A 21,351-nucleotide genomic window follows, 5' to 3' on the forward strand; every position below is an offset into this window, starting at 1 on the left:
GGGTGGGATGGGCATGTTCCGTTCGGCACTCTTGGGTGGCGACGCCGGAGACGTCGGCTATCCCCTGCACCTCATCAACGGGCGTGCCTCCGCGGACCGCTCGACGATCGAGATCCCCTCCCGGGGTCGAGCCCGGCTGCGCGTGATCAACGCCGGCTCCGACACCGCGTACCGGGTGGCGATCGGTGGTCATCGCCTGACGGTCACCCACACCGACGGGTTCCCGGTCGAGCCGGTCGAGGTGGACGCCCTCCTCATCGGCATGGGCGAGCGATACGACGTGCTGGTCACCCTCGCCGACGGCGCATGGCCGCTCGTGGCCCTGGCCGAGGGCAAGGACCAGACCGCCAGCCTGGTCTTGCGCACCAGGGGCTCGAGGGCCGCGGACCCGCCGGCGGGCCTCCGCCCGCCCGAGCTCGACGGCCGGCTGCTCGCCTACGCGGACCTCCGGGCCGCCGAGCGCGCCCGACTCGGACCCCGTGACGTCGAGGTCTCCGAGACGGTGACGTTGACGGGCTCGATGATGCCGTACGCGTGGGCGTTCGACGGCCTCCCGTACCCGGACCGACCTCCGATCCGCATCCGCCAGGGTCAACGGGTTCGGCTGCGCTTCGAGAACGCCACGTCGATGTGGCACCCGATCCACCTACACGGCCACACCTTCCGTGTCGGCACCGATCCCGCGGGGCCACGTAAGGACACGGTCAACGTCCTCCCGGGTGAGACCGTGGTCATCGAGCTCGACGCGGACAACCCCGGTCAGTGGATGACCCACTGCCACAACACGTACCACCTGGAACGCGGCATGGCGATGGTCCTGTCGTACGTCCCGTGAGGGGGAGCGGCCCGATGGCGCGAGGTCATCCGAATGACACCAAGGTCGAGCGTGGCCTGCTCGTCGCCCTCGCCGTGTGCTGTGTGGTACCGATGACCGTGATCCTGCTCGCCAGCTCGCTGCTCGGCCTGACGCTCGGGAGCGCCGTCGCGGCCGCGGTCGGGCTCACCGCAGCCGGCCTGTGCGTGGCCGTGATGAGCCGCCACCGGCACTCGCGGCGGCGCGCCGGATCGACCTCCGAAAGCTCGTAACCTACGACATAGTGTCGTAAATCAGTCCGTCGTCGCTCCGTCCCCCTGGAGGTCCCACCCGTGCGCCCACGTCTCGCCATCGCCACCATCGCCGCCATCGCCACCCTCACTGCCGCCGCGTGCTCCTCGGACGACCACGGTGACATGGACATGGGGTCAGGCGATGACATGCCGGGATCGTCCATGCCCCACGACGACATGGGTGACGGCATGGCGGGATCCGGCTCTACCTCCACGATCAGCGTGCCCGCCGACGCGGCGTTCAACGCCATCGACGTCGCCTTCGCCCAGGGCATGATCCCGCACCACGCTCAGGCCGTGGAGATGGCCGAGATGGCCCTCGCGATCTCCACCGACCCGACGGTCCGGGCGCTCGCCGAGAAGGTCAAGGCAGCCCAGGATCCCGAGATCACCCTCATGACGAGCTGGCTCGAAGCCTGGGGCCAGCCCGTGCCGGACCGCAACGGACCGATGGGTCACGACTCGACCGGCCCAGGGGGCATGATGATGTCGGGGATGATGTCCGACGCCGAGATGGCCCGGCTCGGCGCGGCCAGCGGTGCGGAGTTCGACCGGATGTTCCTGGAGATGATGATCCGGCACCACGAGGGGGCGATCCAGATGGCCGAACAGGAGCTCGCCGAGGGCAAGTACCCACCTGCGAAGGACCTGGCCCGAGCCATCATCGCCGCCCAGCAGGCGGAGATCGACCAGATGAGGGCTCTGCTGTCACCCGCGAGATGATCGACGCCGGAGCCGTTGCCCGATGAGCACGGCCCCCGCCGGCCGCGGGACGCTGCGCTGCCTCGCCGCCGCGGTGCTCTTCGGTGGTTCCGCCCCGGCTGCCTCCGTGCTCGCCGGGGGCATGCCGACCCTGGTGCTGGCCGGCCTGCTCTACCTCGGTGCCGCGCTGGCGGTGCTGCCGGTCGCGGCCCGCCAGCGCCAACCGATGAGCGCGCTGCGCAACGGGGGCCGATCCCTCGCGCTCGCGGTGGTGTTCGGAGGCGCGATCGGCCCCGTGCTGCTCGTCGCCGGGCTCGAGCGCGTCCCTGCGGCCACGGCATCGCTGCTGCTGAACCTCGAGCTCGTCGCCACCATCGCGCTGGCCGGCGTCGTGTTCCGCGAGCACCTCGGTCGCCGACTCCTCGTCGCCGCCGGTCTGGTGGCCGTCGCGGGGCTCCTGCTCGTCTGGGAACCCGGCGCCAGGTTCGACCTGAACGGCCTGTTCATCATCGGCGCCTGCGTCGCATGGGGCATCGACAACAACGTGACCGCCCGTCTCGACCAGCTCGGACCGGAGCAGATCACCCTGGCGAAGGGCGCGGTGGCCGGGACGGCCAACGTCGTTCTCGGGCTCGCCATCGCCGGTTCCTGGCAGGCCGACGCCCCCGCGATCGTCGTTGCGCTGCTCATCGGGGCCTTGGGCTACGGCGCGTCGATCACCCTGTGGGTCAAGGGGGCCCGCGACCTCGGGGCGGCCCGGGCGCAGGTCATCTTCGCCCTCGCGCCCTTCCTCGGCGCGATCCTGTCGTGGACCGTTCTCGCCGAGCCCATCACCGCTGTCCAGCTGCTCGCGATCCCGCTGGCCGCGGCCGGCGTCGGGCTGTCGCTGCGGACCGCCCACGAGCATCCCCACGTCCACGAGGCGCTCGAGCACGAGCACGAGCATCGCCATGATGACGGCCATCACCACCACACCCATCTGGAGCCCGTGCCCGCCAGCCACACCCACCGCCACCGCCACGAGCCGGTCGAGCACGCGCATCCCCATGTGCCCGACCTGCACCATCGCCACGCGCACTGAACCGACACAGGACGTCGAGGGTGGGGTTCCCGTGCCCGGACGGGTGGCGGAGCGGCTCCGGAGTGCTCAGCTCAGCGCCTCATAGAGCAGCGCGGCCGCGAAAGCGAAGAACAGCAGCGCGGCTCCGATCCTGACCACCCGGTCGGGGAGCCGGGCGCCGAGCTGTTGCCCGACGACGATGGCCACCGCGTCGGCGGCGACCATGCCGAGGGTCGACCCCAACCACGTGCCGAGCATCCCTTCGGTCGTGGCCAGGGTGATCGTCGCCAGCATGGTCTTGTCGCCGAGCTCGGCGAGGAAGAAGGCTCCCCCCACCGCCAGCACGACGTGTCTCGCCGGGCGGGCGGCCCGCTGCTCGTCATCATCGCTGAGCTCGTCACCGCGCAAGGTCCAGATCCCGAAGCCCACGAAGGCGATGGAGGCCGCGACGGTGATGACGGTGGTGGGGATGGCGGCGCCGACCGCGGCACCGACGGCGACGGAGATGGCGTGCACGAGCCCGGTGGCGAGGGTGATGCCGATCAGGACCGGGATCGCCGGGTAGCGGGTGGCGAACGCCAGCGCCATCAGCTGGCTCTTGTCCCCGAGCTCGGCGACGAAGATCACCCCGAAGCTCAACAGCAGTGCCGTCACGGCCACACCCTCCTCGTGTTCGGCGCCGAGGAGGAGGGGAACCGCAGCGACCCTCGACCCGGCGCACGTCCTTGCGCCACATCGAAGGTCTCGCCTGCCCGGAGAACCGGACCTGGCCGACCGGGCGGTATGTCGCCAGCATGTCGATCGGCCAGCGGGAGGCTACTCCCCTTCGCCTGGGACGCTATCACGCCGAGCTGGGCTGAGCGCCCTGGCACGTCTCCAGCGGGATCAGCGGACGCTGGCGCTTGCCAGCCTGCCGGCGCGTGGGCGATTGGCGCGGGACGGGCCCGCCCCGGGACGCCGACAAGGCCGTTCAGCCCGTCATCCGGCGATCAGCCGGGTCGCGGCCATCGCGGCCGCGGCGCCCAGCACGGCCGGAACGGCGATGGGCGTGACCATCCTCAGGTAGCCGCGCACGGTCAGGTCGATGCCCTCGTCCCGAACGAGCCGCCACCACAAGAGGTTGGCCAGCGCGCCCAATGGCACCACGACCGCGCCGGTGTTGACCCCGGCCAGCCACGCCCACATCCCCCAGCTCATCGATCGGGCGCCCTCCAGCGCGACCAGCAGCGCCGGCAGGTTGTTCACCAGGCCCGCCGCTGCGGTGCTCAACAGCGTGATGCCGCCGAGGGCAGCCGGACCGTTGCGCGCCAGCGTGCTGGTCAGCACGTCGGCGGGCACCACCAGCGCCACCGCGACCGCCACCGCGCTCACCCCCGCCGCGGTGGCCACGGGTACCTCCCTCCACGGCAACCATCCCGTCGTCGCGATCAGCACCAGATCGGCGGCCACCGCCACCATCCACGGGGCCACGCCGGCGCTCGGGCCGGCCACGAACCCGATCAGCGCACCGGTCACCACGCTCCCGCCGACGATCACCGATCGGCGATCGACGGGCTCGGAGCGGCCGCCGGGCAGGGCGGTCGGGTGCCGGCGGCGGTACGCCAGCCAACCGGCGATGCAGGCCACGGCGCTCACCGGTGCCAGGTGGACGAACACGTCGCTCACCGACAGGTCGAGCCGATCCACGGCGATGAGCGTGGTGAGGTTCGACACGGGCAGCACCGACGACGCGAAGCTGGCCAGCAGGAGCGGGATCAGCGCGAGCGGCAGGGGGTCGACGCCGGCGCGGCGGGCGAGGCGCACGTAGAGGGGCGTGAGGAGCACCACGGTGGTGTCGAGGTTCAGCACCACCGTGGTGGCCCCTGCCAGCCACCACAGCACCGCCACCGGGAGGTGTTCGAAGCGGCGGTCGATCGTGATGGCGAGTGCTTCGAAGAACCCCAGCCGGTCGAGCAGTGACGCCAACGGGACTCCTGCACACAGGAAGAGCAGTGCAGGGACCATGGCGGTCACGTTGTCGATGGCCCGATCCACGGTCCGCGCGCTCCGATCTCGCTCGTTCAGGGCCGGGTCGCCAGCCGTTCCTCGTCGAGGCGGAGCTGCCGGCGCGCGGCGTCGTAGTCGTAGAGCTCGGCATAGCGGCCCCAGTCCAGGGCGATCTCCAGTTGGCGGTCCGTCTCGGCTTCGCTGAACGAGCGGCGCAGGACATCACGGAAGAAACCGATGGGGAGCGAGCCATCGAGACTGTTCTCGAGCCCTCGGGTGATGGCGGCGACCAGCGGTGCGTTCGCCAGGGCTGCGCGGGCGAAGATCTCCTTGGACTGCTGGATGTCGGCACCGGCGAAGCCGACACCCTCGGGCGTGAGCCGCACCTCGCCGGCCCGCACGGTGACGAAGCCGAGCAGCTCGAGCGCGTCGACGAGGGGCAGGAGGTCATCCACCTCGAGGACGAGGTCCTCCGCCAGATCCGCCAGGTCGATGCGGTCGTCGAGGCGGTGGAGGATCTCCGCCAGGCCGGAGAGCGCGTCGACGGTGGCACCCGGCAGCGGGAGCTCACCGGGGGTGATGCGCCCGACCGGGTGCTCGTGCCGAACCTTCATGGCCTCGTCTTCGTGGCGCCCGGTCATGATCACGTAGATGAGGTCCATCATCTCCTCGAAGTCGGGGTCCTGGCGGTTCCGTGGTCTCGGGTAAGTGATGTCGAGGCTGGTACGGATGCGGCCGGGGTTGGAGCCGAGGATCACCACCCGGTCGGCGAGCAGGACGGCTTCTTCGATGTTGTGCGTGACCAGCACGATGGCCTTGGTGGGGAACTCAGCTCGCTGCCACAGCTCGAGGAGCTCACCGCGCAGGTTCTCCGCGGTCAGGACGTCGAGGGCGGAGAACGGTTCGTCCATCAGCAGCACGTCGGGCTCGACCACCAACGCCCGGGCGAACCCGACGCGCTGGCGCATGCCCCCCGAGAGCTCCTTGGGATACGCGTTCTCGAAGCCGTCGAGACCGATGAGGTCGATGGCGGCGCGGGCGCGCTCGGCGCGCTCGGCGGGGGGCAGGCCGCGGGCCTCCAGGCCGATCTCGACGTTCTCCTGCACGGTGAGCCACGGCAGCAGCGCGAAGCTCTGGAACACCATCGCGGTGCCGGGGTTGGCGCCGGTGAGCGGTTCACCCCGGTAGCGGACCTGACCTGCGGTGGGCCCGATGAGGCCGGCGAGGCAGCGCAGCAGCGTGGACTTGCCGCTCCCGGAGCGACCGAGCAGCGCGAGGATCTCGCCTTCCCGCACCTCGAGGTCGATGTCTTCGAGCACGGGCAGCGGTTGGCCGTCGGGGGTGGTGAAGGACTTGGTGATGCCGGTGGCGGAGAGCAGCACCGGTCGGGTGGCGATGGTGGTCATGCTGCTCCTCTCACAGGTGGTAGCGGGCCTCGGCGACGCGGTAGAGGCGGCGCCACAGCAATCGGTTGACGAGCACGACGTAGGCGCTCATGACCATCACCCCGGCGAGGGTGTGGGGGAAGTCGCCGGCCGCGGTGGACTCGGAGATGAACGCGCCGAGGCCCACTGCGGTGATCGTGCTCCCGCCGTAGGTCACGACCTCAGCGACGATCGACGCGTTCCACGCTCCGCCCGAGGCGGTGATCCCGCCGGTCACGTACGACGGGAAGATCGCCGGGAGGTACAGCCGTTTCCAGCGCTGCCATCCCGTCACGCCGATGTCGGTCATCGCCTCCCGTAGGTCGGTGGGGATGGCCATGCCGCCGGCGATGGCGTTGAACAGGATGTACCACTGGGCGCCGAGCGCCATGAGCACGATCCCTCCGATGTCGAGGCTGATCCCGGTGTGGAGCAGGACCACGACCACCAGCGGGAACAGGAAGTTGGCGGGGAAGCTGGCGAAGATCTGCACGAGCGGCTGCGCGATCCGGGCCAACCGAGGATCGAGGCCGATGCGCACCCCGACGGGAACCCAGAGCAGGGTGGAGGCGACGACCACCACCGCCACCCGGATCATGGTCCAGACCCCGAGCTGGATGGGCCGGAGGAAGATCCCCGGACCCTCCTCCCGGGTGATGTACGCGAGCAGCTCGTAGGCGCCCCAGGCGAGGAGGCTGCCGACGGTGGCGAAGAAGGCGAGGTCACCGATGCGCCGGCGCCGGGTGTCCACCACCAACGGCCGGTGATCCACGCCGAGGATGCGCCCCGCTCGGTTGACCGGCTCAGTGGCCCACCGCCGCACCCGGCGCGTGAGGCGCGGGAACCGGGAGCGCCGCCACAGCTCGAGGACGAAGGAGCGCTGGACCTCGGAGGCCTCGGCCTGCTCGTTGCGGAACTTCTCGACCCAGGCGGTGAGCGGCCGCCAGAACAGGACGTTCACCCCGAGCACCAGGATCACCATGGTCACGATGGCCCAGCCGACACCGGCGAGGTCGCCAGCATCGATCGCCGCTCCCGCATACGAGCCGACCCCGGGCAGCACCGTCTCGTTGTTGTTGACCGTGATGGCCTCGGAGGCGACGAGGAAGAACCATCCCCCGCCCATGCTCATCATCCCGTTCCACACCAGGCCGATGGCGCTGCTCGGCACCTCGATGCGCCAGAAGCGCATCCATCGGCTGAGGCGGTGCAGGCGTGACAGCTCGTCGAACTCGCGGGGCAGCGTGATCAGCGACTGGTAGAAGCCGAAGGTGATGTTCCAGACCTGTGAGGTGAAGATGGCGAAGATCGCGGCGCACTCCAGTCCGAGCAGGGAGCCGGGGAACAGCGCCACGAACCCGACCACGGTGATCGACAGGAAGCCGAGCACCGGAACCGATTGCAGGATGTCCAGTGCGGGGATGAGCACCCGTTCGGCCCTACGGCTCCGCGCCGCGGCGTAGCCGTAGACGAAGGTGAACGCATAGGAGAAGGCGAGGGCCGCGAACATGCGGAGGAGGCTGCGCACCGCGTAGTAGGGGAGCCGCGCCGGGTCCGTGTCGATGTCGGTGTACTGGTTCGGCAGCAGCGACACCGTCGTGTCGGGCGCTACCCGGCCGATCGTGTAGAGCACCACGGCGATGGCCAGGAACACCGCCACGTCCGCACCACTCGGCCGTCGGCGGGCCAGCGACGAGCGGAACCCGGCGAAGGTCGGCCGGGTCATCGCCACCTCCGCCGGATCATCGCCGGGCGCGAGCAGGTTCCGCTCGGCGGCACGACACGGGTGATCGGGGATGTCGGGATCATGGGCAGACCGGCAGTGGGCGGCGGAGCAGCGGGCGTGCGAGCGGAGGAGACGGCGTCCACGAACAGGATTCCATCACGGGTCGTCCGGCCCCCTGCCACGTCGGTCGCGGCGGCGGTACCATCGCCGCCATCAGCCGGCGGATGCGAGGAGAGCAGCCATGCCACACATCGACCTGCCCGAGGGCGTGCCCGGCATCATCGGTCCGATGATGTTCAGGCCCGAGACAGCCAAGCCGCTCAACGAGCTGGCCGAGGTGCTCCTGCGAGGCGACCACTCCCTGTCCCGTGGGGAGCGGGAGCTCATCGCCGGCTACGTGTCGTGGCTCAACAACTGCACGTTCTGCTCCCGGTCACACAACACGTTCGCCGCCGTGCAGCTCGAGGACGGCTGGTCCGTCATCGATGCCGTCAAGGCCGACCCGTCGACCGCTCCGATCAGCGACAAGATGAAGGCGCTGCTCGCCATCGCGGCCAAGGTCCAGCAAGGCGGCTCGAACGTCACCGAGGCCGACATCGCGGCGGCGCGGGCCGAGGGCGCCACTGACGTCGAGATCCACGACACCGTGCTCATCGCGGCCGCGTTCTGCATGTACAACCGCTACGTCGACGGCCTCGCCACCTGGGCGCCCGACGAGCAGGAGATCTACGACAGCACCGCCGCGGTGATCGTCGAGCACGGCTACGTCGGGTCGCTCGACGCGATGTCCTGAGTCACTCGACGCCGGGCGGGTAGTCCGCGGCCAGCAGGTAGCGGTCACCCGACAGGAACAGCGCGAACACCCGCTCGTAGGGCTCCGGCGGTGACGGCGCCCCGGTCGTCGGGGGTGTCCCCCCGTAGGTCGTGTAGGTCGCCGTGCCGTGCACCTCGACCCCGAACTGGGGCCCGGCCTGCGCGTTCTTGGGGTCGTAGACGGGCACGATGACCATGCGGTCGATCGTGTAGTTGGGCACCGTGATCTGGCCTCCCGCCTGCACGCTGGCGATCTCGCCTTGGAGGTCCTGCAGGCGGCTGAACACCGTGCCCTCGGTCGCCGCGGCGTCGTCCAGCTCGAGGCGGGCCCGGCGCTCCGAGGCCAGGTCGGCCAGCACGTCGGCCGCCATCAGCCGAGCGGTGCGGTCGCTCAGTCTCGGGCTCAGCTCGCGCATCGCGTCGCTGATGCTCACCGGCGGCAAGTCCGAGTCGTCGACGGCCAGGTCGCGCGGGGAGCCGACCGTGCCGTCGGGGCGCAGGTGGACGGTGGGCTCGCGCGCCGGCGTGCCCGCGAACACCAGGGCCAGCACGCAGATCCCCGCGGCGGCGACCCCCCCGCCGACGGTGCCGAGCCCGAGGCGGGGCCGGGCCGGCGGTGTGCCGTCCGGCGCGGTCCGGCCGCGTACCGGTCGGGCCAGCCAGCGCCGGAGGTGGTCGTCATCGCTGCCGGCGGCGGGCACGACCCGGGCCAGGGGGTAGCGGGCGACGCACATGATCGCCAGGCTGCCCAGCACCGCCACCTTGGAGGCGAACTCGGTGGTCTGCGGCGCCACCAGCAAGGCTGCGAGGAACCCGACGCAGACGCCGAAGACCACCCGGGCGACCCGCCCGGTGGGGGTGGTCTTGGGGTCGGTGATCATGAAGAAGAGGAAGATGAGGACCTCGGGGGAGGTGACCAGTACCCACCAGAACGATGCACCGCAGATCGGGCCGAGATGCCAGGTGGCGGTCATGCAGTGGCCGCTCGAGGCCACGATGCCGAGCGAGAGCGCGAAGGTGACCCAGAAGCCGGCGGCCATCCCCAGCAGGTCGAGGCGGGAGGTGATGGCGAACCCACCTACGAGGATCACGGCGGTGGCGGCCGCGATGCCCGGGGACATCGGCCCCCACCAGAAGTCGAGTGGCTCGATGCGATTGCTCCCCAGGAGCAGGAACGCGACGACCAGCCCGATGTTGCTGGGGTTGAACACGTGGTGGCCGCGGTAGCGGATCAGGTATTTGGACAGCAACGACGCGGCTGAGATGCCCGCGTAGTAGTACCAACCGTGCAGGCTCCACCAGTCCCCGTGCTCGGTGCCCGGCACCCGCAGGATCAGGGCCACCCCGTTGGCAGTGAGGAGCGCGCTGCCCGGCCACACGATGGCTCGCTGGCGGTGGAACACGATCGCCAGCTCGAGGGCGGCGGCGGTTCCCAGGGAGACGAGGATCTGGGCGATCGACAGCTCGAAGCCCAGCACGGTCTGGCCCAGGATCTGGACGGTGATGATCACCGAGGCCAGGTGCATCCTCGGGTCGCGCAACGTCGGGAGGACCACCGGGTACTCGTGGCCGCCGACTCTGAGCGCGTGCGCCGTCACAACCGTTCCATGGTAGGAGCCACCCCGCAGCAGCGGAGGTCAGACCGGCCCGTCACCACTGCCGGCGAGGTCCGACGCCAGCCGGGAGAAGATGAGGCCGTTGCGTTCACCGGTCTCGACGTTGATGTCGATCTCACCCGCCCGGTGGTACCCGCAGCGGGTGGCGACCGCGATCGACGCCGCGTTCTCCGGTCGGATCTCGAGCAGGATCACGCCGAGGCCGACCGAGGCGAACGCCCAGTCGGTGAGCAGGCGCAGTGCCCGACCGGCGATCCCACGTCCCCGCGCCCAAGGGGCCACCCAGTAGCCTGAGTTGCCCACCGCGCCGTTGATGGCCACGTTGATGGCGCCGAGCAGCATCTCGGGATCGGTCGCGTCGATGATGGCGAACGCCGCCTTGGTGCCCTCGGCCCACTGGCGCTCGGTGCGCCGCACGTAGGCCTCGGCGTCGGCGCGCTGGTAGGGCCGGGGGACCGGGATGAAACGCTGGATCTCGGGATCCTGGCACGACGCGGTGATCTGCTCGACGTCGGCGTCGGTGAAGGGCCGCAGCGTGACGGTGCCGTCGCTGAGGGGAGGATCAGGAGGGTGGAGCGCACCGCCGGTCATGCCCGCATCCTCGCTCAACGGCGTTCGATTCGCCTGGTCTCCCCTCCTTGCCGCCAGGACTCGATCACCAGGTGATCGCCGCCGGGCTTGATGAGTGCCAGCTCGGTGACGTCGACCCGGAAGAGGTGGAACGGTCCGTCCGGGGCGTAACCGTTCGCCTCCGCGAACCAACGGAGGAACTCGTGTTTCGTCGCCTCATCCGTCACCTCCACTGCCCGGCCGGTCACCTTGGCGTCGCCCTCGGTCAGCTCCTTGTCCGTCGTGGCACTGTGGAGCGAGAGGCGATCGTCGCGTTGCAGGTCGAGGGCCTTGCGCGATCCGGGCATCATGCCCAGCCAGAGCTGGCCTCTGGTGAAGAGGGGTTCGACACCACTGAGGCGGGGGAAGCCGTCGGAACGGACAGTGGCCAGCAAACCGAGGCCGTGAGCCTCGAAACGGCCTTGCACCGCTGACGCGAGCTCGGGGCTGAAGCGGCAGACATCTTCCCAGGCAGCCATGGTGACCAGCCTGGCCCACCGAGCGGCGGGCGGGCGAGTGGGTACCGGGATGCGGTAGAACTCGGAGTCGTGTTCGACGACCTTCTCGCCGCCAACGAGGTGTTCCAACGTTCGTTCGTGGATTCCGGGCAGCCCGGCCGAGCAGCGCGTGGCCTCGCCGTGCTCACCTGCATCGATTCCCGCATCGATCCGCTGGCCATGCTCGGGTTGAAGCCCGGCGATGCGAAGATCATCCGCAACGCGGGTGCCCGGGTCACCGATGACGCGCTCCGCTCGCTGGTGCTGGCCACCAACCTCTTGGGGGTCGAGCGGGTCTGCATCGTGCATCACACGGACTGCGCCATGCGGCGCGATGACGAGAGCGAGTTGCGGCGTACCCTCGCCGAGCGCTCTGGTGCCGACGCGTCGACCATCGAGCTGCTGACCTTCCCGGATCACCGCGAGGCGTTCGAGAGAGATCTCCGTCGGTTGCGGGCCTGCGAGCTGCTCCCGCCCGGTCTGGTGGTCGGGGGATTCCTGTTCGACGTGCACACGGGCGCGCTGGGACCGATCGACCGCTGACCGCTCCCATCGCGGGGACGCCAGGTACGCTCGGCGCCCGTGAGCTCCACCGGCGACCCGGACGCCCTGGCGCGGGAGGTCGAGCGGCTGCGCCGGCGGAACGCCGAGCTCGAGGCGGCCTTGGCCGCTCGACCACGCGCTGATCGCCGTCGCAGCGGCCGGGTTCTCGCCGCGATGGCGCTGCTGGTCCTGGGGAGTCTGCTCGCCCCGATCTCGGTACTCGCGGTGTGGACTCGGAACCAGATCGCCGACACCGACCGCTACGTCCGGACCGTGGCTCCCCTCGCCTCGGATCCGGTCATCCAGGCCGTGGTGGCCGATCGGCTCACCCAAGCCCTGTTCGCGCAGGTCGACGTCCCCCGGCTGGTGGCGGAAGCGCTCCCCGAGCGAGCGCAGTTCCTCGCTGGCCCGCTCACGTCGGCGATCGAGCAGACCGTGCGGCAGGCGGTCGAAGGGGTGCTGGCGAGCGAGCAGTTCGAGCAGGTGTGGGTGCAGGCCAACCGCTTCGCGCACGACCAGCTCGTCGCGGTCCTGACGGGCCGGGAGAGCACCGCGCTCCAGGCCCGGGACGGCGCGGTCTCCGTGGACCTGTCGGGGATCCTCAACGAGGTGAACCGGCGGTTGCAGGGCGCAGGGATCGATCTGTTCGCCAGCGTGCGGCTGCCCGACGACGCACTCACCATCGAGGTCTTCCGCTCCGATGACATCACCCGCGCCCAGCTCGCGTTCGACACCTTCGACAAGGTCGCGAACGTGTTGCCCTGGCTGACCGTGTTGGTGCTCGCGGCCGGTGTGGTGGCCATGCCGGATCGGCGTCGAGGGCTGCTGTGGGCCGGTGGGGGCATTACCGCCGCCATGCTCGTGTTCCTGCTGTTGATCACCATCGGTCGAACGGTGTACCTGGCGGCGATGCCGTCGAGCGTCCTGCCACAGGATGCGGCGGCCACGTTCTTCGACACCATCATCCGCTTCCTCCGCCAGAGCGCTCGGGCGGTTCTCGCCGTTTCGGTGATCGTGTTCGTCGGGGCTGCGATTCTCGGGCCCTCCGATGCGGCGCAGCGGCTGCGCCGAACGGTGTCGGGCGCGCTGGGCCGCGTCGGGGACGAAGCCGGTGAGCGTGGGATGGACTTCGGGCCGGTGGGCGCGTTCGTGGCCCGCAACCTCGCCGCGCTGCGGGTCGCGACCGGGGTCATCGGGGTCGTCGTGCTCATCGCCTGGTACCAGCCGACCGCCACCGTGGTGTTCGGCATCCTGCTCGTGGTGCTCGTCGTGCTGGGGATCCTCGAGGTCCTCGGCCGCCGAGGTGGCCGACACGCCGTGGACGGCACGGCGGTCTGAGTCGCATCGCTCGAGAGCGCTCCTGGCTGGGTACCGGGCGCTCCTCAGCCGTCGGTGGGTTGCATGAGGATCCGTTCGGGCTTGATGACGACCTTGAGCCGCCGCTCACCGGGCTTGCGCATCGGGTAGGTGTCGACCCCGAGGTACTTGTGGGCCAGGCGATCGATGTGCGCGTCGGCGTCCCGGTCGGTGATCTCGGTGACCACCCCTTGCACGGCGAGCACCCGATAGGGGTCGTGCGGGTCGACGACGGAGACCGCCACCTTCGGTCGGTGGCGCAGGTTCTGCACCTTGGCGCGACCGTCGGCAGTGTTGATGACCAGGTCGTCGCCCTCGACGTCGATCCACACCGGCGTCACGTGCGGGCTCCCGTCGGAGCCGATCGTGGCCAGGTTGGCGATCACCGGTTCGTCCAGCAGAGCCTTGGCGGCGTCGGTGAGGGTTGCTGCGCTCACGGCTTCACGCTCCCTTCTTCGCGACGGTGAAAACGCTAATGATTCGCCCGCGAGGTGCAACCGGCGAGGCGATTCGGCCGGTCGAAGCATGAGTCCCGCTCGACCTGGGACCCGTGCCACTGCTGCGGGCACTCAGGACCGGGAGAGCCGGTAGAGCGTGAAGGCAACGCCGAAGACGACGAGGAACCATCCGAACGCTCGGCGGATCGTGGGGCCTTCCAAGCGCTGTGCGAGGCGCGCCCCGATCGCGGCCCCGGGCAGCAACCCCGCGGCGAAGGTCCCGGCAACGGTCCAGTCGATGTGGCCGAGCGCCATGTGGGTTGCCAGGGTCGGTATCGACATCACGGCGATGACCAGCAGGCTCGTTCCCACCGCCTGGCGCATCCGCAAACCGAACAGGAACAGGTAGACCGGCACCAGCAGGAAGCCCCCGCCGTTGGCGAGCAGCCCGGTGAACAGACCGATGCCGGCCATGGTCGCGACGAGCAGGGGGCGGTTCTGTCGCCGGGCGGTGCCCGCGGTGCGGGTGCCCTCGCTGATGGGGAACAGCACCCGTACTCCGATGACGATCAACACGACGCCCGACATGACGAGCAGCACGGGACCACCGATCACCTGGGAGAGGAGCCCTCCCACGATGGCGGCCGGTACGCCGCCCACCAGCGACCACGCGGCTGCTCGGGGCCGGCTCTCACCGGACCGGGCGTACGGCGTGGCGGCCACCAGCGCGGAGGGGATGGTGGCCGGGAGCGGGGATGCGACCGCGATCAGCCCAGGAACCCCGAGGATCGCGAGCAGGGGTGTGGCGACGGAGGAGCCACCAACGCCGAACACCCCCATCAGGAGGCCGACCACGATGCCAGCGATAACGAACGACGGCCACGGCGCCACGCGACCGATCATCTCACCGCGCGGGGGAAGCGCCGGTCAGGCTCTGTCGTCACGCTCGACGGGGACGCACCACTCGAGGGTCGTGCCGCCAGTGGGTGCTGCGGCGAGGGAGAACGTGCCCCCCAGCTCCTCGGCTCGGGCGCGCAGGTTCGGCACCCCGTGCCCGCCGGCGACATCCTCCCCCGGCCCGATGCCGTTGTCGGTGACCCGCAGCCTCACGTCGCGGTCGACCTCGATGGATACCCGCACGGCGCTGGCCTGCGCGTGTTTGGCGACGTTGGCCAGTGCCTCCCGCAGCGTCGGCAGGAGGTGCTCGGCAACCCTCGCCGGGATGCTCTCGATCGCCCCGCTGAACTGCACCCGTGGGGTGAAGCCCAACGCCTCCCGCGCCCCGTTGGTGATGCGAACGATGTCGCCTCGGAGCCCCGAGCCCCCGTCGGGTGGGGCCTGGAGCCCGAAGATGGCGGTGCGGATCTCTCGAATGGTCTCGTCGAGATCGTCGACGGCCTGCTCCAGGCGCTCCCGGGCGGCCGGGTCGGCGACCCTGCTGATCGTGCTCTGCAAGCTCATTCCCGCGGCGAACAGGCGCTGGATCACCGTGTCGTGGAGGTCTCGGGCGATGCGCTCCCGGTCCTCCGTGACGGCGAGGTCCTGCTGGGCGAGGAGGAGAGCGTCCTCGGTGAGGTTGCGCTCGATCGTGCGTGCCAACCAGTTGGCGAGCAAGCGGACGAAGTCTCGGTCGGCCACCGACCACGGCTCGTCACGAGGCACGGCCCCGTAGAAGGCGATGACCCCGAACGGGTTGCCTTCCACCTCGATCGGGGCCCCGATGAAACAGCCCGATCCGTCGCGCACTGTCACGTCGTTGGCGGCGACCGTCTGCAGGGACATGGCCACCAGCTCGGCCGGGAGGTCGGCAGGCTCGAGATCATCGGCGTGCCAGGACTGCAGGACCCGGGGCGTGCCTGCTTCGATGCGGGCGAGGAACCCGCCGTCGAGGCCGAGCAGCACGGCCGCGGCGTGGACCGTCTCGCGGAACTGCTCGTCGGAACCGATGCGCAGCTCGGACGCCACCCGGTAGAGGGTGCGCATGCGTTCCTCGCTCTGGCGGATGGCGCGGTCGGCTTCCATCCGGTCGGAGATGTCGCGCACGATCGCCACGACCGCCCGGGAGGTCTCGCTCCGGACCGGCGGGTACTGGACGAGCACCTCTACCGGCACGTCGGTGCCGTCGGATCGGCGGTGCACGGTGGTGAGCGTGCGGGCCGAGACCTCGCCCGACAGCAGCGGGGCCAGGACCTCACGGAAGGCTCGCTCGTCGAGCTCCGGGTTGAGGTGCACCGGCGTCATCTCGAGCAGTTCGGCTTCCGTGTAGCCCGTCTGCTCGATCGCACCGAGGTTCACGTAGGAGTGACGAAGGGTCACCGGGTCGAAGATGAAGACCCCGTCGTGCGTCGCATCAAGGGTGGTGCGGATCCGGCGGTTCTCCTCCTCGGCCGCGATCCGGTCGCTGATGTCGCGGATCACGGCGATCACCCGCAGCTCACCGTCGTGTGAGAGCGGGCTCAGGCTGATCTCCACCGGAAACACGGTGCCGTCCCGGCGGCGCCCCTGCAGGTCCAGCCCGGACCCCATCGCCCGTGTGCGGGGCTCGGCCCGGTAGCGGGTGCGGTGCGCGCGGTGCACGTTGCGCGAGCCTTCGGGGAGCAGGATCTCGACCGGTTGGCCGAGCAGCTCCCCGGGCCCGTAGCCGAACATCTCCTCCGTGCGGTGGTTCGCCAGCACGATGGAGCCTGCATCGTCGGTGATGAGGATCCCGTCCGGCGCGACCTCCACGACCGCCCAGGCGAAGTCGCTGCCGAGTTGCTCGAGCATCGCCGGGGACGACCGTCGGGGTTGCCGTTCGTGGATCGTCGCCCTCGTTGCGGGGCCAGGAGATGCTGGTTGCTGGTCTGCCACTGCTTCCTGCCTCGGAGGGCACCGCCTCGGCGTGACGAAGCCTAACGGCCACCTGGCTCGGCCAGGACCGGGGAACGGGAATTTCTCCGGTGGAGCTTGAATCGGGCTCGGCGAGAGCCGACTAGGTTCCTGTGGGCGACGAGGGCGACGAAGAAGGCACCGCCGACCAGGACCGGCTGGACCTCGACCCGGTGGAGATCGAGCGGGCTGTGCTGAACGACTCCGAGGAAGGACGGCAGATCGCCGCCGGGTTCGTCGCGGTATTCGGTGACTTCATCAGCACCCAGGTCCGCCCGGTGTTGCGTGAGGTCGCGGCGGGAGGCGGCGAGCCGCAGCTCCTGGTGAACGGACTTGCCGAGCTCATGCGCCACATCGCCGACACCATCGAGTTCCCGATAGGCATGCGCCGCTGACGCGAGAGGAGCGCTCATGGAGCGTTGGACCTTTCTGATCCTGGCCGACGAGCAGGGCGACCCGGAACAGATCCGCATCTTCTTGCGCCGCGGGGACGATCCCGATGCCTGGCCGTGCCTGCAGGTGGCCCTGGACGGGACGGAGGTGGCCGTCGACACCGTGCAGAAGGACTACGAGGCGCCCGAGTGGAAAGCGCTCGAGCTGTTCACCGCCGGAGGCGGGAGCCCGCAGCGCTGGGAAGAGCTCAAGGACAAGCTGCGGGCCCAGGCCGTTTGAACGGGCCAGCCGTGTGCATGGCCGAGCCGGCCCGGCCGCGCTAGAAAGGAGTCCGATCAGTCGGGCGGAAGCGTGTCGCGAGAGCGATGCTTCCCGATCTCGGATCGGGTGACAGATGGTCGCAGTCGCGTTGGTGGCGGTGCTGGCGGTGGCAGGTGTCATCACGTTCGTCGCGCTGCGGTCACGATCAGCTCCCGGCGATGATCGGGATGATCTCGTCGACGTATCCAGTCGGCTTCAGGGAACCGGCGCAACCCCGGCCGCCCCGAGCCGGCAGCGCGACCGAGCACCCATCGCGGAGGCGAGCCGGTGGGGCGAGGAGCCTGACGACGGTGCTGGCGAGGACGACGGCGCGCCGGTGGTGGATCGTTTCCGTGCACCTGGCCAGCGCTCCCTTCGCAGTGGGCCGACCTACCAACCGACCGTGCCCCGCAAGCCGGCACATCTGGTCGAGCTGTCGGCGCCCGGTGCGCCGGCCGCGCCGGCTGCGGTCGAACCGCCCGCGGTGCCGGCACCAGCGGACGTACCAGAGCCGGTCGCAGAGCCGGTTGCGGAACTGGTCGTCGAGCCGGCGGTCGAGCCGGCGGTCGAGCCGGCCGCCGCGATGACGCCAACGAGTCCAGAACTCGCGGAACCCGGCCGGATCGCACCCGCCCCGACCGAGGCCCCCCGGGGCGGCGGGAGCGAGGGGGCCGGGGAGCCGATCATCGTGCTCGACGAGGGCGAACCGATCGTCCTGCTCGAGGATGCCGGTTCCGAGCCGCCCGGTCCTGCCCGGGCGTTGGTCGACGATGACGATGACGTCGATGCTGACCTCGATGACGATGTCGACGAGGTCCTGCAGGCGCTCATCCAGCGACTCGGTGTCAGCGAGCAGGACGCCGCCGAAGTGGCCGCCGAGGTCGTGGAGCGGGACGACATCGACGAGGGCGAGGTGGTCCACGCGCTCAGCGACCTGGTCGAGCGCTCGGACCGCCGGCGGGGTCCGGAGCCCGCCGAGGAGCTCATCCTCTTCTCGGACCAGGTTCCGCAGCGACCCGGGCAGCTCACCCACTTCGCGGACTTGCCCGACCTCGAGCGCCGGCGGGTGATCGTGCGGGTCCTGTGTCTGCTCGTCGCCCGTTCCGAGGAGCAGCGAGCTGGTGATCCGGTTCCCGCGGATTCCGGCGACGACCCCGGGCGCCAGCCAGCTCGCAGCTGGCCGCTGCCCGTGAACGACGACCTCGACGACCTGCCCGCCCGCCGCCGGCTGGCCCGGGCGCGACGCTGAGCTGGCGCACAGCCGCGGGAGACCACCCTCGACCGGTGAACGGCCGGGCAGTCAGGGGTTGGCGGGCTCCAGCTCGCCGTAGGCGACCAGCTCGCAGAGCACCCGTACGAGCAGGCGCATGCGCTCCTCCGGGCCCAGCTTCGAGAAGGGGTCGACGCCGCGGTCGATGCGGATCGTGGTGAGGTCGATCACCTGATCGGCTCCCTCGAGGTGTGCGGCGTTCGCCCGCTCGGATGCCATGCCCGCGGCTCCTGCGAACGCCTCGACGGTCAACGGCGGCGGGGCAGCGGGGTCAGCGCGTCGGCGCCCGCGGGTTCGACGCGGGAAGCTGGGGCGGGCGCCGCCTCGACCACTCGGGCCAGATCGGCCGGCGACACGCTGGCTCGAAGATCGTCGGCCGTCGCGAACTCGGTGTCGCGCAGCAGGCGCTGCACCTCTTCGAGGGTCACCAGATCGACGTGCGTGGGGTGGTCGTTCACGATCTCCTGCTTTCGTCCTCCGCCCGAACGAATACGTGCCACCAGGTTAGATGTCGCTCGCGGCAGGTTGGTGGATCCGCGCCGACCGGTCAACGGCGCCGCGGGAGGGCGACCGGGTCGGAGGCGGCGCGCAGGGCAGCCACTCGCTGCCGTTCGTCGTCCTCGGCTTTGATCGTGGCCGCGATCCGCACGACGGCATCCAGCATGCTGTCGTGATCGCGGAGGCGGCTCAGCTCAGCCAGGCCGGCGAGCTCACTGGTGGGGGCCAACCGGACGTCGCCGAACTCGACCGGCTCGGCCAACTGGAGCACGTGCTGCATCGTCGTTCTGTCCTTGCTCTCCGCCCTGGCCCACGGACCTGGTGGCGTGAGCCTAGAGCCGTGGCCGCCGAGGGGCGCGGATGCTCAGCCCGACTGGGGGAGGCCGGTCACGCCGAGGCCAGGACCTCGCTGGCGGAGTCCGGCGCGCTCGCGAACTGCATGACCTGCAGCGACTCGAAGCGTTCCCGCACCTTCGGGGTCAGGAGACCGAGCTTGTTCACGTTTGGCACGATCTTCGAGAACAGCATCTGGCGGAAGATGACCATCAGGGGGTTGGTGGCGGCGAAGCGCTTGCCCTCCTCGACGTCGATGCCGACTTTCTCCCACACCTGTTCGAGCAGGAAACGCTGGTACATGAGGTCGGTCGCCTCCAGCAGGAACTCCTCCCGATCCGCGAGCTCGGCTGCGCTGAGCTGGGGGAGGAAATCCTGGAGCGAGAGCACACCGAAGGCCACGTGCCGGGCCTCGTCCCGCATGACGTAGTCGGTGATCTGCTTGATCACCGGGTCGCGGAACAGCACGTTGCCGAGACCGAAGGCGGCCAGCGCCAACCCCTCGACCATGATCTGCATGCCGAGGTAGGTGATGTCCCACCGCCGCTCGGTCATGATGTCGATCAGCAGCGACTCGAGCGGCCGGCTGATCTCGTAGTGCTGGCCGAGCTTCTCGTTGAGGTACTTGGCGTACGCCTCGACGTGCCGGGCCTCGTCGGCCACCTGGTTGGCGGCGTAGTACTTGGCGTCGATGTCCGGCACCGTCTCCACCAGGCGGGCGGTGGCGACCAGCGCACCCTGCTCACCGTGCATGAACTGGCTCACCATCCAGCTCTGGAACTCCCAGGCGATCGCCGTGCGCTCCTCCTGGTTCAGGCCGTAGAAAGGCGAGTCGGGCTGGTCGAAGCCCATGAACCCGTCGATCATCGCCCGATCCTCGTCGGTCAGGTCCGGGTCCGGGTCACCGAAGTTGACCTCCGGTGTCCAGTCGATGTCGGTGGTGGCGTTCCACTGGGAGACCTTGCCCTTCTCGTAGAGCCTGGTGAGTGCGGGCCGGTCCTGCACGTAGTTCCAGGTGAAACGGGTGGTCACGTCCGCGCCGACGTCGAGCAGGGTACGGGTCATGGGTTCACTCCTCGGGGGATGGGGTACGGGGGGTGACGGTCGGTCGCTGGTCGGGCAGGCCTATGCCCTCGAAGCCGGACCACAGCAGGGTGGTGAGCCGGTCGACGAGCCGGTCGCGGGACAGGGCGCGGCTCTCCACCCACCAGTCGCCCGCGAGGTGCACCATGCCGACGACCCCGTAGGCCCACGGCTTGCCGTCGGCGGGGTCGAGGCCGGTGTCGGCCAGGACACGCTCAAAGACGATGGCGATCTCTTCCGCGATCAGGGCGGTGAGCAGGTCGCGCTTGCCCGGGTCGGCGTGGGCCGACAGGAAGCGGTACAGGTTCGTGTCCCGCTCGATGAGCCCCAGGTAGGCGTCGATGGTGCGTTCGAGGAGTCGCCGGGGTGGCTCGGTGCTGACCAGCGACGGTGCGAGCTCGGCGATGAGGTCGCTCACGAATCCCTCGGCGACGGCCATGATCAGCCCTTGGCGGTCGCCGAAGTGGCGGTAGAGGATCGGCTTGGTGATGCCGCACTCGGCGGCGATCTGCTCCATCGACGCGTACGGGCCCTCGCGGCGCACCAGCGCCACCGCGGCGTCGAGCAGCTGCTGGCGGCGGCGCTCGCGCTCCGCCGCCACGCTCGCAGCTCGGTCGCGGCCGGCCCGGTTCGGGCGGCGAGGCGGATCACCGTTACCGTCAGTCACTGTTACCAACCGTAACGACCGATGTAGGGTCTGCGCAAACGGGCGGGGGTGACCGGGAGCGCC

25 protein-coding genes are annotated in these 21,351 nt (G+C 70.2%); 10 read left to right on the top strand and 15 right to left on the bottom strand.

What is annotated here, in order from left to right; genetic code table 11:
• The 4 genes from V7004_RS04750 to V7004_RS04765 form a co-directional block, all read left to right on the top strand.
• The coding region (locus V7004_RS04750) for a multicopper oxidase family protein (protein ID WP_334142495.1) at positions 1-835 on the top strand (835 nt) is incomplete at its 5' end.
• A gap of 14 nt (positions 836-849) precedes the next feature.
• Positions 850-1,086, top strand: coding sequence for a hypothetical protein (locus V7004_RS04755; protein WP_334142496.1), 237 nt, complete (start codon positions 850-852; stop codon positions 1,084-1,086).
• 60 nt (positions 1,087-1,146) lie between these two features.
• Entirely contained in the window at positions 1,147-1,830 is a 684-nt protein-coding gene (locus V7004_RS04760) for a DUF305 domain-containing protein (RefSeq protein WP_334142497.1), read from the top strand.
• A gap of 22 nt (positions 1,831-1,852) precedes the next feature.
• Positions 1,853-2,890, top strand: a complete 1,038-nt coding sequence (locus V7004_RS04765) for a DMT family transporter (protein WP_334142498.1) — start codon at positions 1,853-1,855, stop codon at positions 2,888-2,890.
• 66 nt (positions 2,891-2,956) lie between these two features.
• Here the strand turns inward: V7004_RS04765 and V7004_RS04770 are convergent, their stop codons facing one another.
• The 4 genes from V7004_RS04770 to V7004_RS04785 all read right to left on the bottom strand — a co-directional run bounded on the left by V7004_RS04770 (position 2,957) and on the right by V7004_RS04785 (position 8,005).
• Positions 2,957-3,523, bottom strand: coding sequence for a TMEM165/GDT1 family protein (locus V7004_RS04770; protein ID WP_334142499.1), 567 nt, complete (start codon positions 3,521-3,523; stop codon positions 2,957-2,959).
• A gap of 324 nt (positions 3,524-3,847) precedes the next feature.
• Positions 3,848-4,903, bottom strand: coding sequence for an SLC13 family permease (locus V7004_RS04775; RefSeq protein ID WP_334142500.1), 1,056 nt, complete (start codon positions 4,901-4,903; stop codon positions 3,848-3,850).
• A 26-nt stretch (positions 4,904-4,929) separates the two neighbouring features.
• Complete coding sequence (locus tag V7004_RS04780; protein ID WP_334142501.1) at positions 4,930-6,261, bottom strand: ABC transporter ATP-binding protein; 1,332 nt, start codon at positions 6,259-6,261, stop codon at positions 4,930-4,932.
• A 10-nt stretch (positions 6,262-6,271) separates the two neighbouring features.
• Positions 6,272-8,005, bottom strand: a complete 1,734-nt coding sequence (locus tag V7004_RS04785; RefSeq protein WP_334142502.1) for an ABC transporter permease — start codon at positions 8,003-8,005, stop codon at positions 6,272-6,274.
• 241 nt (positions 8,006-8,246) lie between these two features.
• On the opposite strand from V7004_RS04785, the gene V7004_RS04790 reads away from it, so the two are divergent.
• A complete protein-coding gene (locus tag V7004_RS04790; RefSeq protein ID WP_334142503.1) occupies positions 8,247-8,798 on the top strand; it encodes a carboxymuconolactone decarboxylase family protein in 552 nt (183 codons plus the stop codon).
• A 1-nt stretch (position 8,799) separates the two neighbouring features.
• On the opposite strand, the gene V7004_RS04795 is transcribed toward V7004_RS04790, so the two are convergent.
• From V7004_RS04795 to V7004_RS04805, 3 genes are read right to left on the bottom strand one after another with little or no spacing between them, the layout of a single operon-like run.
• Positions 8,800-10,416 (bottom strand): hypothetical protein, encoded by a 1,617-nt coding sequence (locus V7004_RS04795; protein WP_334142504.1) that lies wholly within the window; start codon positions 10,414-10,416, stop codon positions 8,800-8,802.
• Positions 10,417-10,455: 39 nt separating this feature from the next.
• Positions 10,456-11,025, bottom strand: coding sequence for a GNAT family N-acetyltransferase (locus V7004_RS04800; protein WP_334142505.1), 570 nt, complete (start codon positions 11,023-11,025; stop codon positions 10,456-10,458).
• Positions 11,026-11,039: 14 nt separating this feature from the next.
• Positions 11,040-11,522 (bottom strand): pyridoxamine 5'-phosphate oxidase family protein, encoded by a 483-nt coding sequence (locus V7004_RS04805; RefSeq protein WP_334142506.1) that lies wholly within the window; start codon positions 11,520-11,522, stop codon positions 11,040-11,042.
• A 69-nt stretch (positions 11,523-11,591) separates the two neighbouring features.
• On the opposite strand from V7004_RS04805, the gene V7004_RS04810 reads away from it, so the two are divergent.
• Together V7004_RS04810 and V7004_RS04815 are read left to right on the top strand one after the other, a co-directional pair.
• Positions 11,592-12,083 (top strand): beta-class carbonic anhydrase, encoded by a 492-nt coding sequence (locus V7004_RS04810; RefSeq protein WP_334142507.1) that lies wholly within the window; start codon positions 11,592-11,594, stop codon positions 12,081-12,083.
• Between the two features lie 39 nt (positions 12,084-12,122).
• Positions 12,123-13,421: a hypothetical protein gene (locus V7004_RS04815; protein ID WP_334142508.1), complete on the top strand. Its 1,299-nt coding sequence runs from the start codon at positions 12,123-12,125 to the stop codon at positions 13,419-13,421.
• Between the two features lie 44 nt (positions 13,422-13,465).
• On the opposite strand, the gene V7004_RS04820 is transcribed toward V7004_RS04815, so the two are convergent.
• From V7004_RS04820 to V7004_RS04830, 3 genes are all read right to left on the bottom strand, one after another.
• Entirely contained in the window at positions 13,466-13,876 is a 411-nt protein-coding gene (locus V7004_RS04820; protein WP_334142509.1) for a PPOX class F420-dependent oxidoreductase, read from the bottom strand.
• A gap of 132 nt (positions 13,877-14,008) precedes the next feature.
• Positions 14,009-14,767 carry a sulfite exporter TauE/SafE family protein gene (locus tag V7004_RS04825; protein WP_334142510.1) on the bottom strand — a complete coding sequence of 253 codons (759 nt, stop codon included), beginning with the start codon at positions 14,765-14,767 and terminating at the stop codon, positions 14,009-14,011.
• A 36-nt stretch (positions 14,768-14,803) separates the two neighbouring features.
• Complete coding sequence (locus tag V7004_RS04830; RefSeq protein ID WP_334142511.1) at positions 14,804-16,642, bottom strand: PAS domain S-box protein; 1,839 nt, start codon at positions 16,640-16,642, stop codon at positions 14,804-14,806.
• A 215-nt stretch (positions 16,643-16,857) separates the two neighbouring features.
• Here V7004_RS04830 and V7004_RS04835 point away from each other — a divergent pair, with 215 nt between their 5' ends.
• The 3 genes from V7004_RS04835 to V7004_RS04845 all read left to right on the top strand — a co-directional run bounded on the left by V7004_RS04835 (position 16,858) and on the right by V7004_RS04845 (position 18,686).
• Positions 16,858-17,139 carry a hypothetical protein gene (locus tag V7004_RS04835; protein WP_334142512.1) on the top strand — a complete coding sequence of 94 codons (282 nt, stop codon included), beginning with the start codon at positions 16,858-16,860 and terminating at the stop codon, positions 17,137-17,139.
• Between the two features lie 16 nt (positions 17,140-17,155).
• Positions 17,156-17,416: a hypothetical protein gene (locus V7004_RS04840; protein ID WP_334142513.1), complete on the top strand. Its 261-nt coding sequence runs from the start codon at positions 17,156-17,158 to the stop codon at positions 17,414-17,416.
• 115 nt (positions 17,417-17,531) lie between these two features.
• On the top strand, positions 17,532-18,686 hold the full coding sequence (locus V7004_RS04845; RefSeq protein WP_334142514.1) for a hypothetical protein: 1,155 nt from the start codon (positions 17,532-17,534) through the stop codon (positions 18,684-18,686).
• A 51-nt stretch (positions 18,687-18,737) separates the two neighbouring features.
• On the opposite strand, the gene V7004_RS04850 is transcribed toward V7004_RS04845, so the two are convergent.
• The 5 genes from V7004_RS04850 to V7004_RS04870 form a co-directional block, all read right to left on the bottom strand.
• The gene (locus tag V7004_RS04850; RefSeq protein WP_334142515.1) at positions 18,738-18,926 is read right to left on the bottom strand and encodes a hypothetical protein; all 189 of its coding nucleotides are present in this window, start codon (positions 18,924-18,926) and stop codon (positions 18,738-18,740) included.
• A gap of 29 nt (positions 18,927-18,955) precedes the next feature.
• Positions 18,956-19,165 (bottom strand): hypothetical protein, encoded by a 210-nt coding sequence (locus tag V7004_RS04855; RefSeq protein ID WP_334142516.1) that lies wholly within the window; start codon positions 19,163-19,165, stop codon positions 18,956-18,958.
• Positions 19,166-19,254: 89 nt separating this feature from the next.
• The gene (locus tag V7004_RS04860) at positions 19,255-19,485 is read right to left on the bottom strand and encodes a hypothetical protein (RefSeq protein ID WP_334142517.1); all 231 of its coding nucleotides are present in this window, start codon (positions 19,483-19,485) and stop codon (positions 19,255-19,257) included.
• 107 nt (positions 19,486-19,592) lie between these two features.
• Positions 19,593-20,603, bottom strand: coding sequence for a ferritin-like domain-containing protein (locus tag V7004_RS04865; protein WP_334142518.1), 1,011 nt, complete (start codon positions 20,601-20,603; stop codon positions 19,593-19,595).
• A 4-nt stretch (positions 20,604-20,607) separates the two neighbouring features.
• Positions 20,608-21,288, bottom strand: a complete 681-nt coding sequence (locus V7004_RS04870; protein WP_334142519.1) for a TetR/AcrR family transcriptional regulator — start codon at positions 21,286-21,288, stop codon at positions 20,608-20,610.
• Positions 21,289-21,351 lie beyond the last annotated feature (63 nt).

It is taken from the genome of Rhabdothermincola sp. (assembly GCF_036846205.1).
Classification (GTDB): Bacteria; Actinomycetota; Acidimicrobiia; order Acidimicrobiales; family Acidimicrobilacustridaceae; genus Rhabdothermincola.

What these genes read in the sequence shown, in the direction of transcription:
- V7004_RS04860 (WP_334142517.1), bottom strand. Translation starts at nt 19,485, where the DNA reads ATGCAGCACGTGCTCCAGTTGGCCGAGCCGGTCGAGTTCGGCGACGTC.
- V7004_RS04850 (WP_334142515.1), bottom strand. Translation starts at nt 18,926, where the DNA reads ATGGCATCCGAGCGGGCGAACGCCGCACACCTCGAGGGAGCCGATCAG.
- V7004_RS04865 (WP_334142518.1), bottom strand. Translation starts at nt 20,603, where the DNA reads ATGACCCGTACCCTGCTCGACGTCGGCGCGGACGTGACCACCCGTTTC.
- V7004_RS04805 (WP_334142506.1), bottom strand. Translation starts at nt 11,522, where the DNA reads ATGGCTGCCTGGGAAGATGTCTGCCGCTTCAGCCCCGAGCTCGCGTCA.
- V7004_RS04755 (WP_334142496.1), top strand. Translation starts at nt 850, where the DNA reads ATGGCGCGAGGTCATCCGAATGACACCAAGGTCGAGCGTGGCCTGCTC.
- V7004_RS04765 (WP_334142498.1), top strand. Translation starts at nt 1,853, where the DNA reads ATGAGCACGGCCCCCGCCGGCCGCGGGACGCTGCGCTGCCTCGCCGCC.
- V7004_RS04800 (WP_334142505.1), bottom strand. Translation starts at nt 11,025, where the DNA reads ATGACCGGCGGTGCGCTCCACCCTCCTGATCCTCCCCTCAGCGACGGC.
- V7004_RS04780 (WP_334142501.1), bottom strand. Translation starts at nt 6,261, where the DNA reads ATGACCACCATCGCCACCCGACCGGTGCTGCTCTCCGCCACCGGCATC.
- V7004_RS04845 (WP_334142514.1), top strand. Translation starts at nt 17,532, where the DNA reads ATGGTCGCAGTCGCGTTGGTGGCGGTGCTGGCGGTGGCAGGTGTCATC.
- V7004_RS04830 (WP_334142511.1), bottom strand. Translation starts at nt 16,642, where the DNA reads ATGCTCGAGCAACTCGGCAGCGACTTCGCCTGGGCGGTCGTGGAGGTC.
- V7004_RS04840 (WP_334142513.1), top strand. Translation starts at nt 17,156, where the DNA reads ATGGAGCGTTGGACCTTTCTGATCCTGGCCGACGAGCAGGGCGACCCG.
- V7004_RS04785 (WP_334142502.1), bottom strand. Translation starts at nt 8,005, where the DNA reads ATGACCCGGCCGACCTTCGCCGGGTTCCGCTCGTCGCTGGCCCGCCGA.
- V7004_RS04790 (WP_334142503.1), top strand. Translation starts at nt 8,247, where the DNA reads ATGCCACACATCGACCTGCCCGAGGGCGTGCCCGGCATCATCGGTCCG.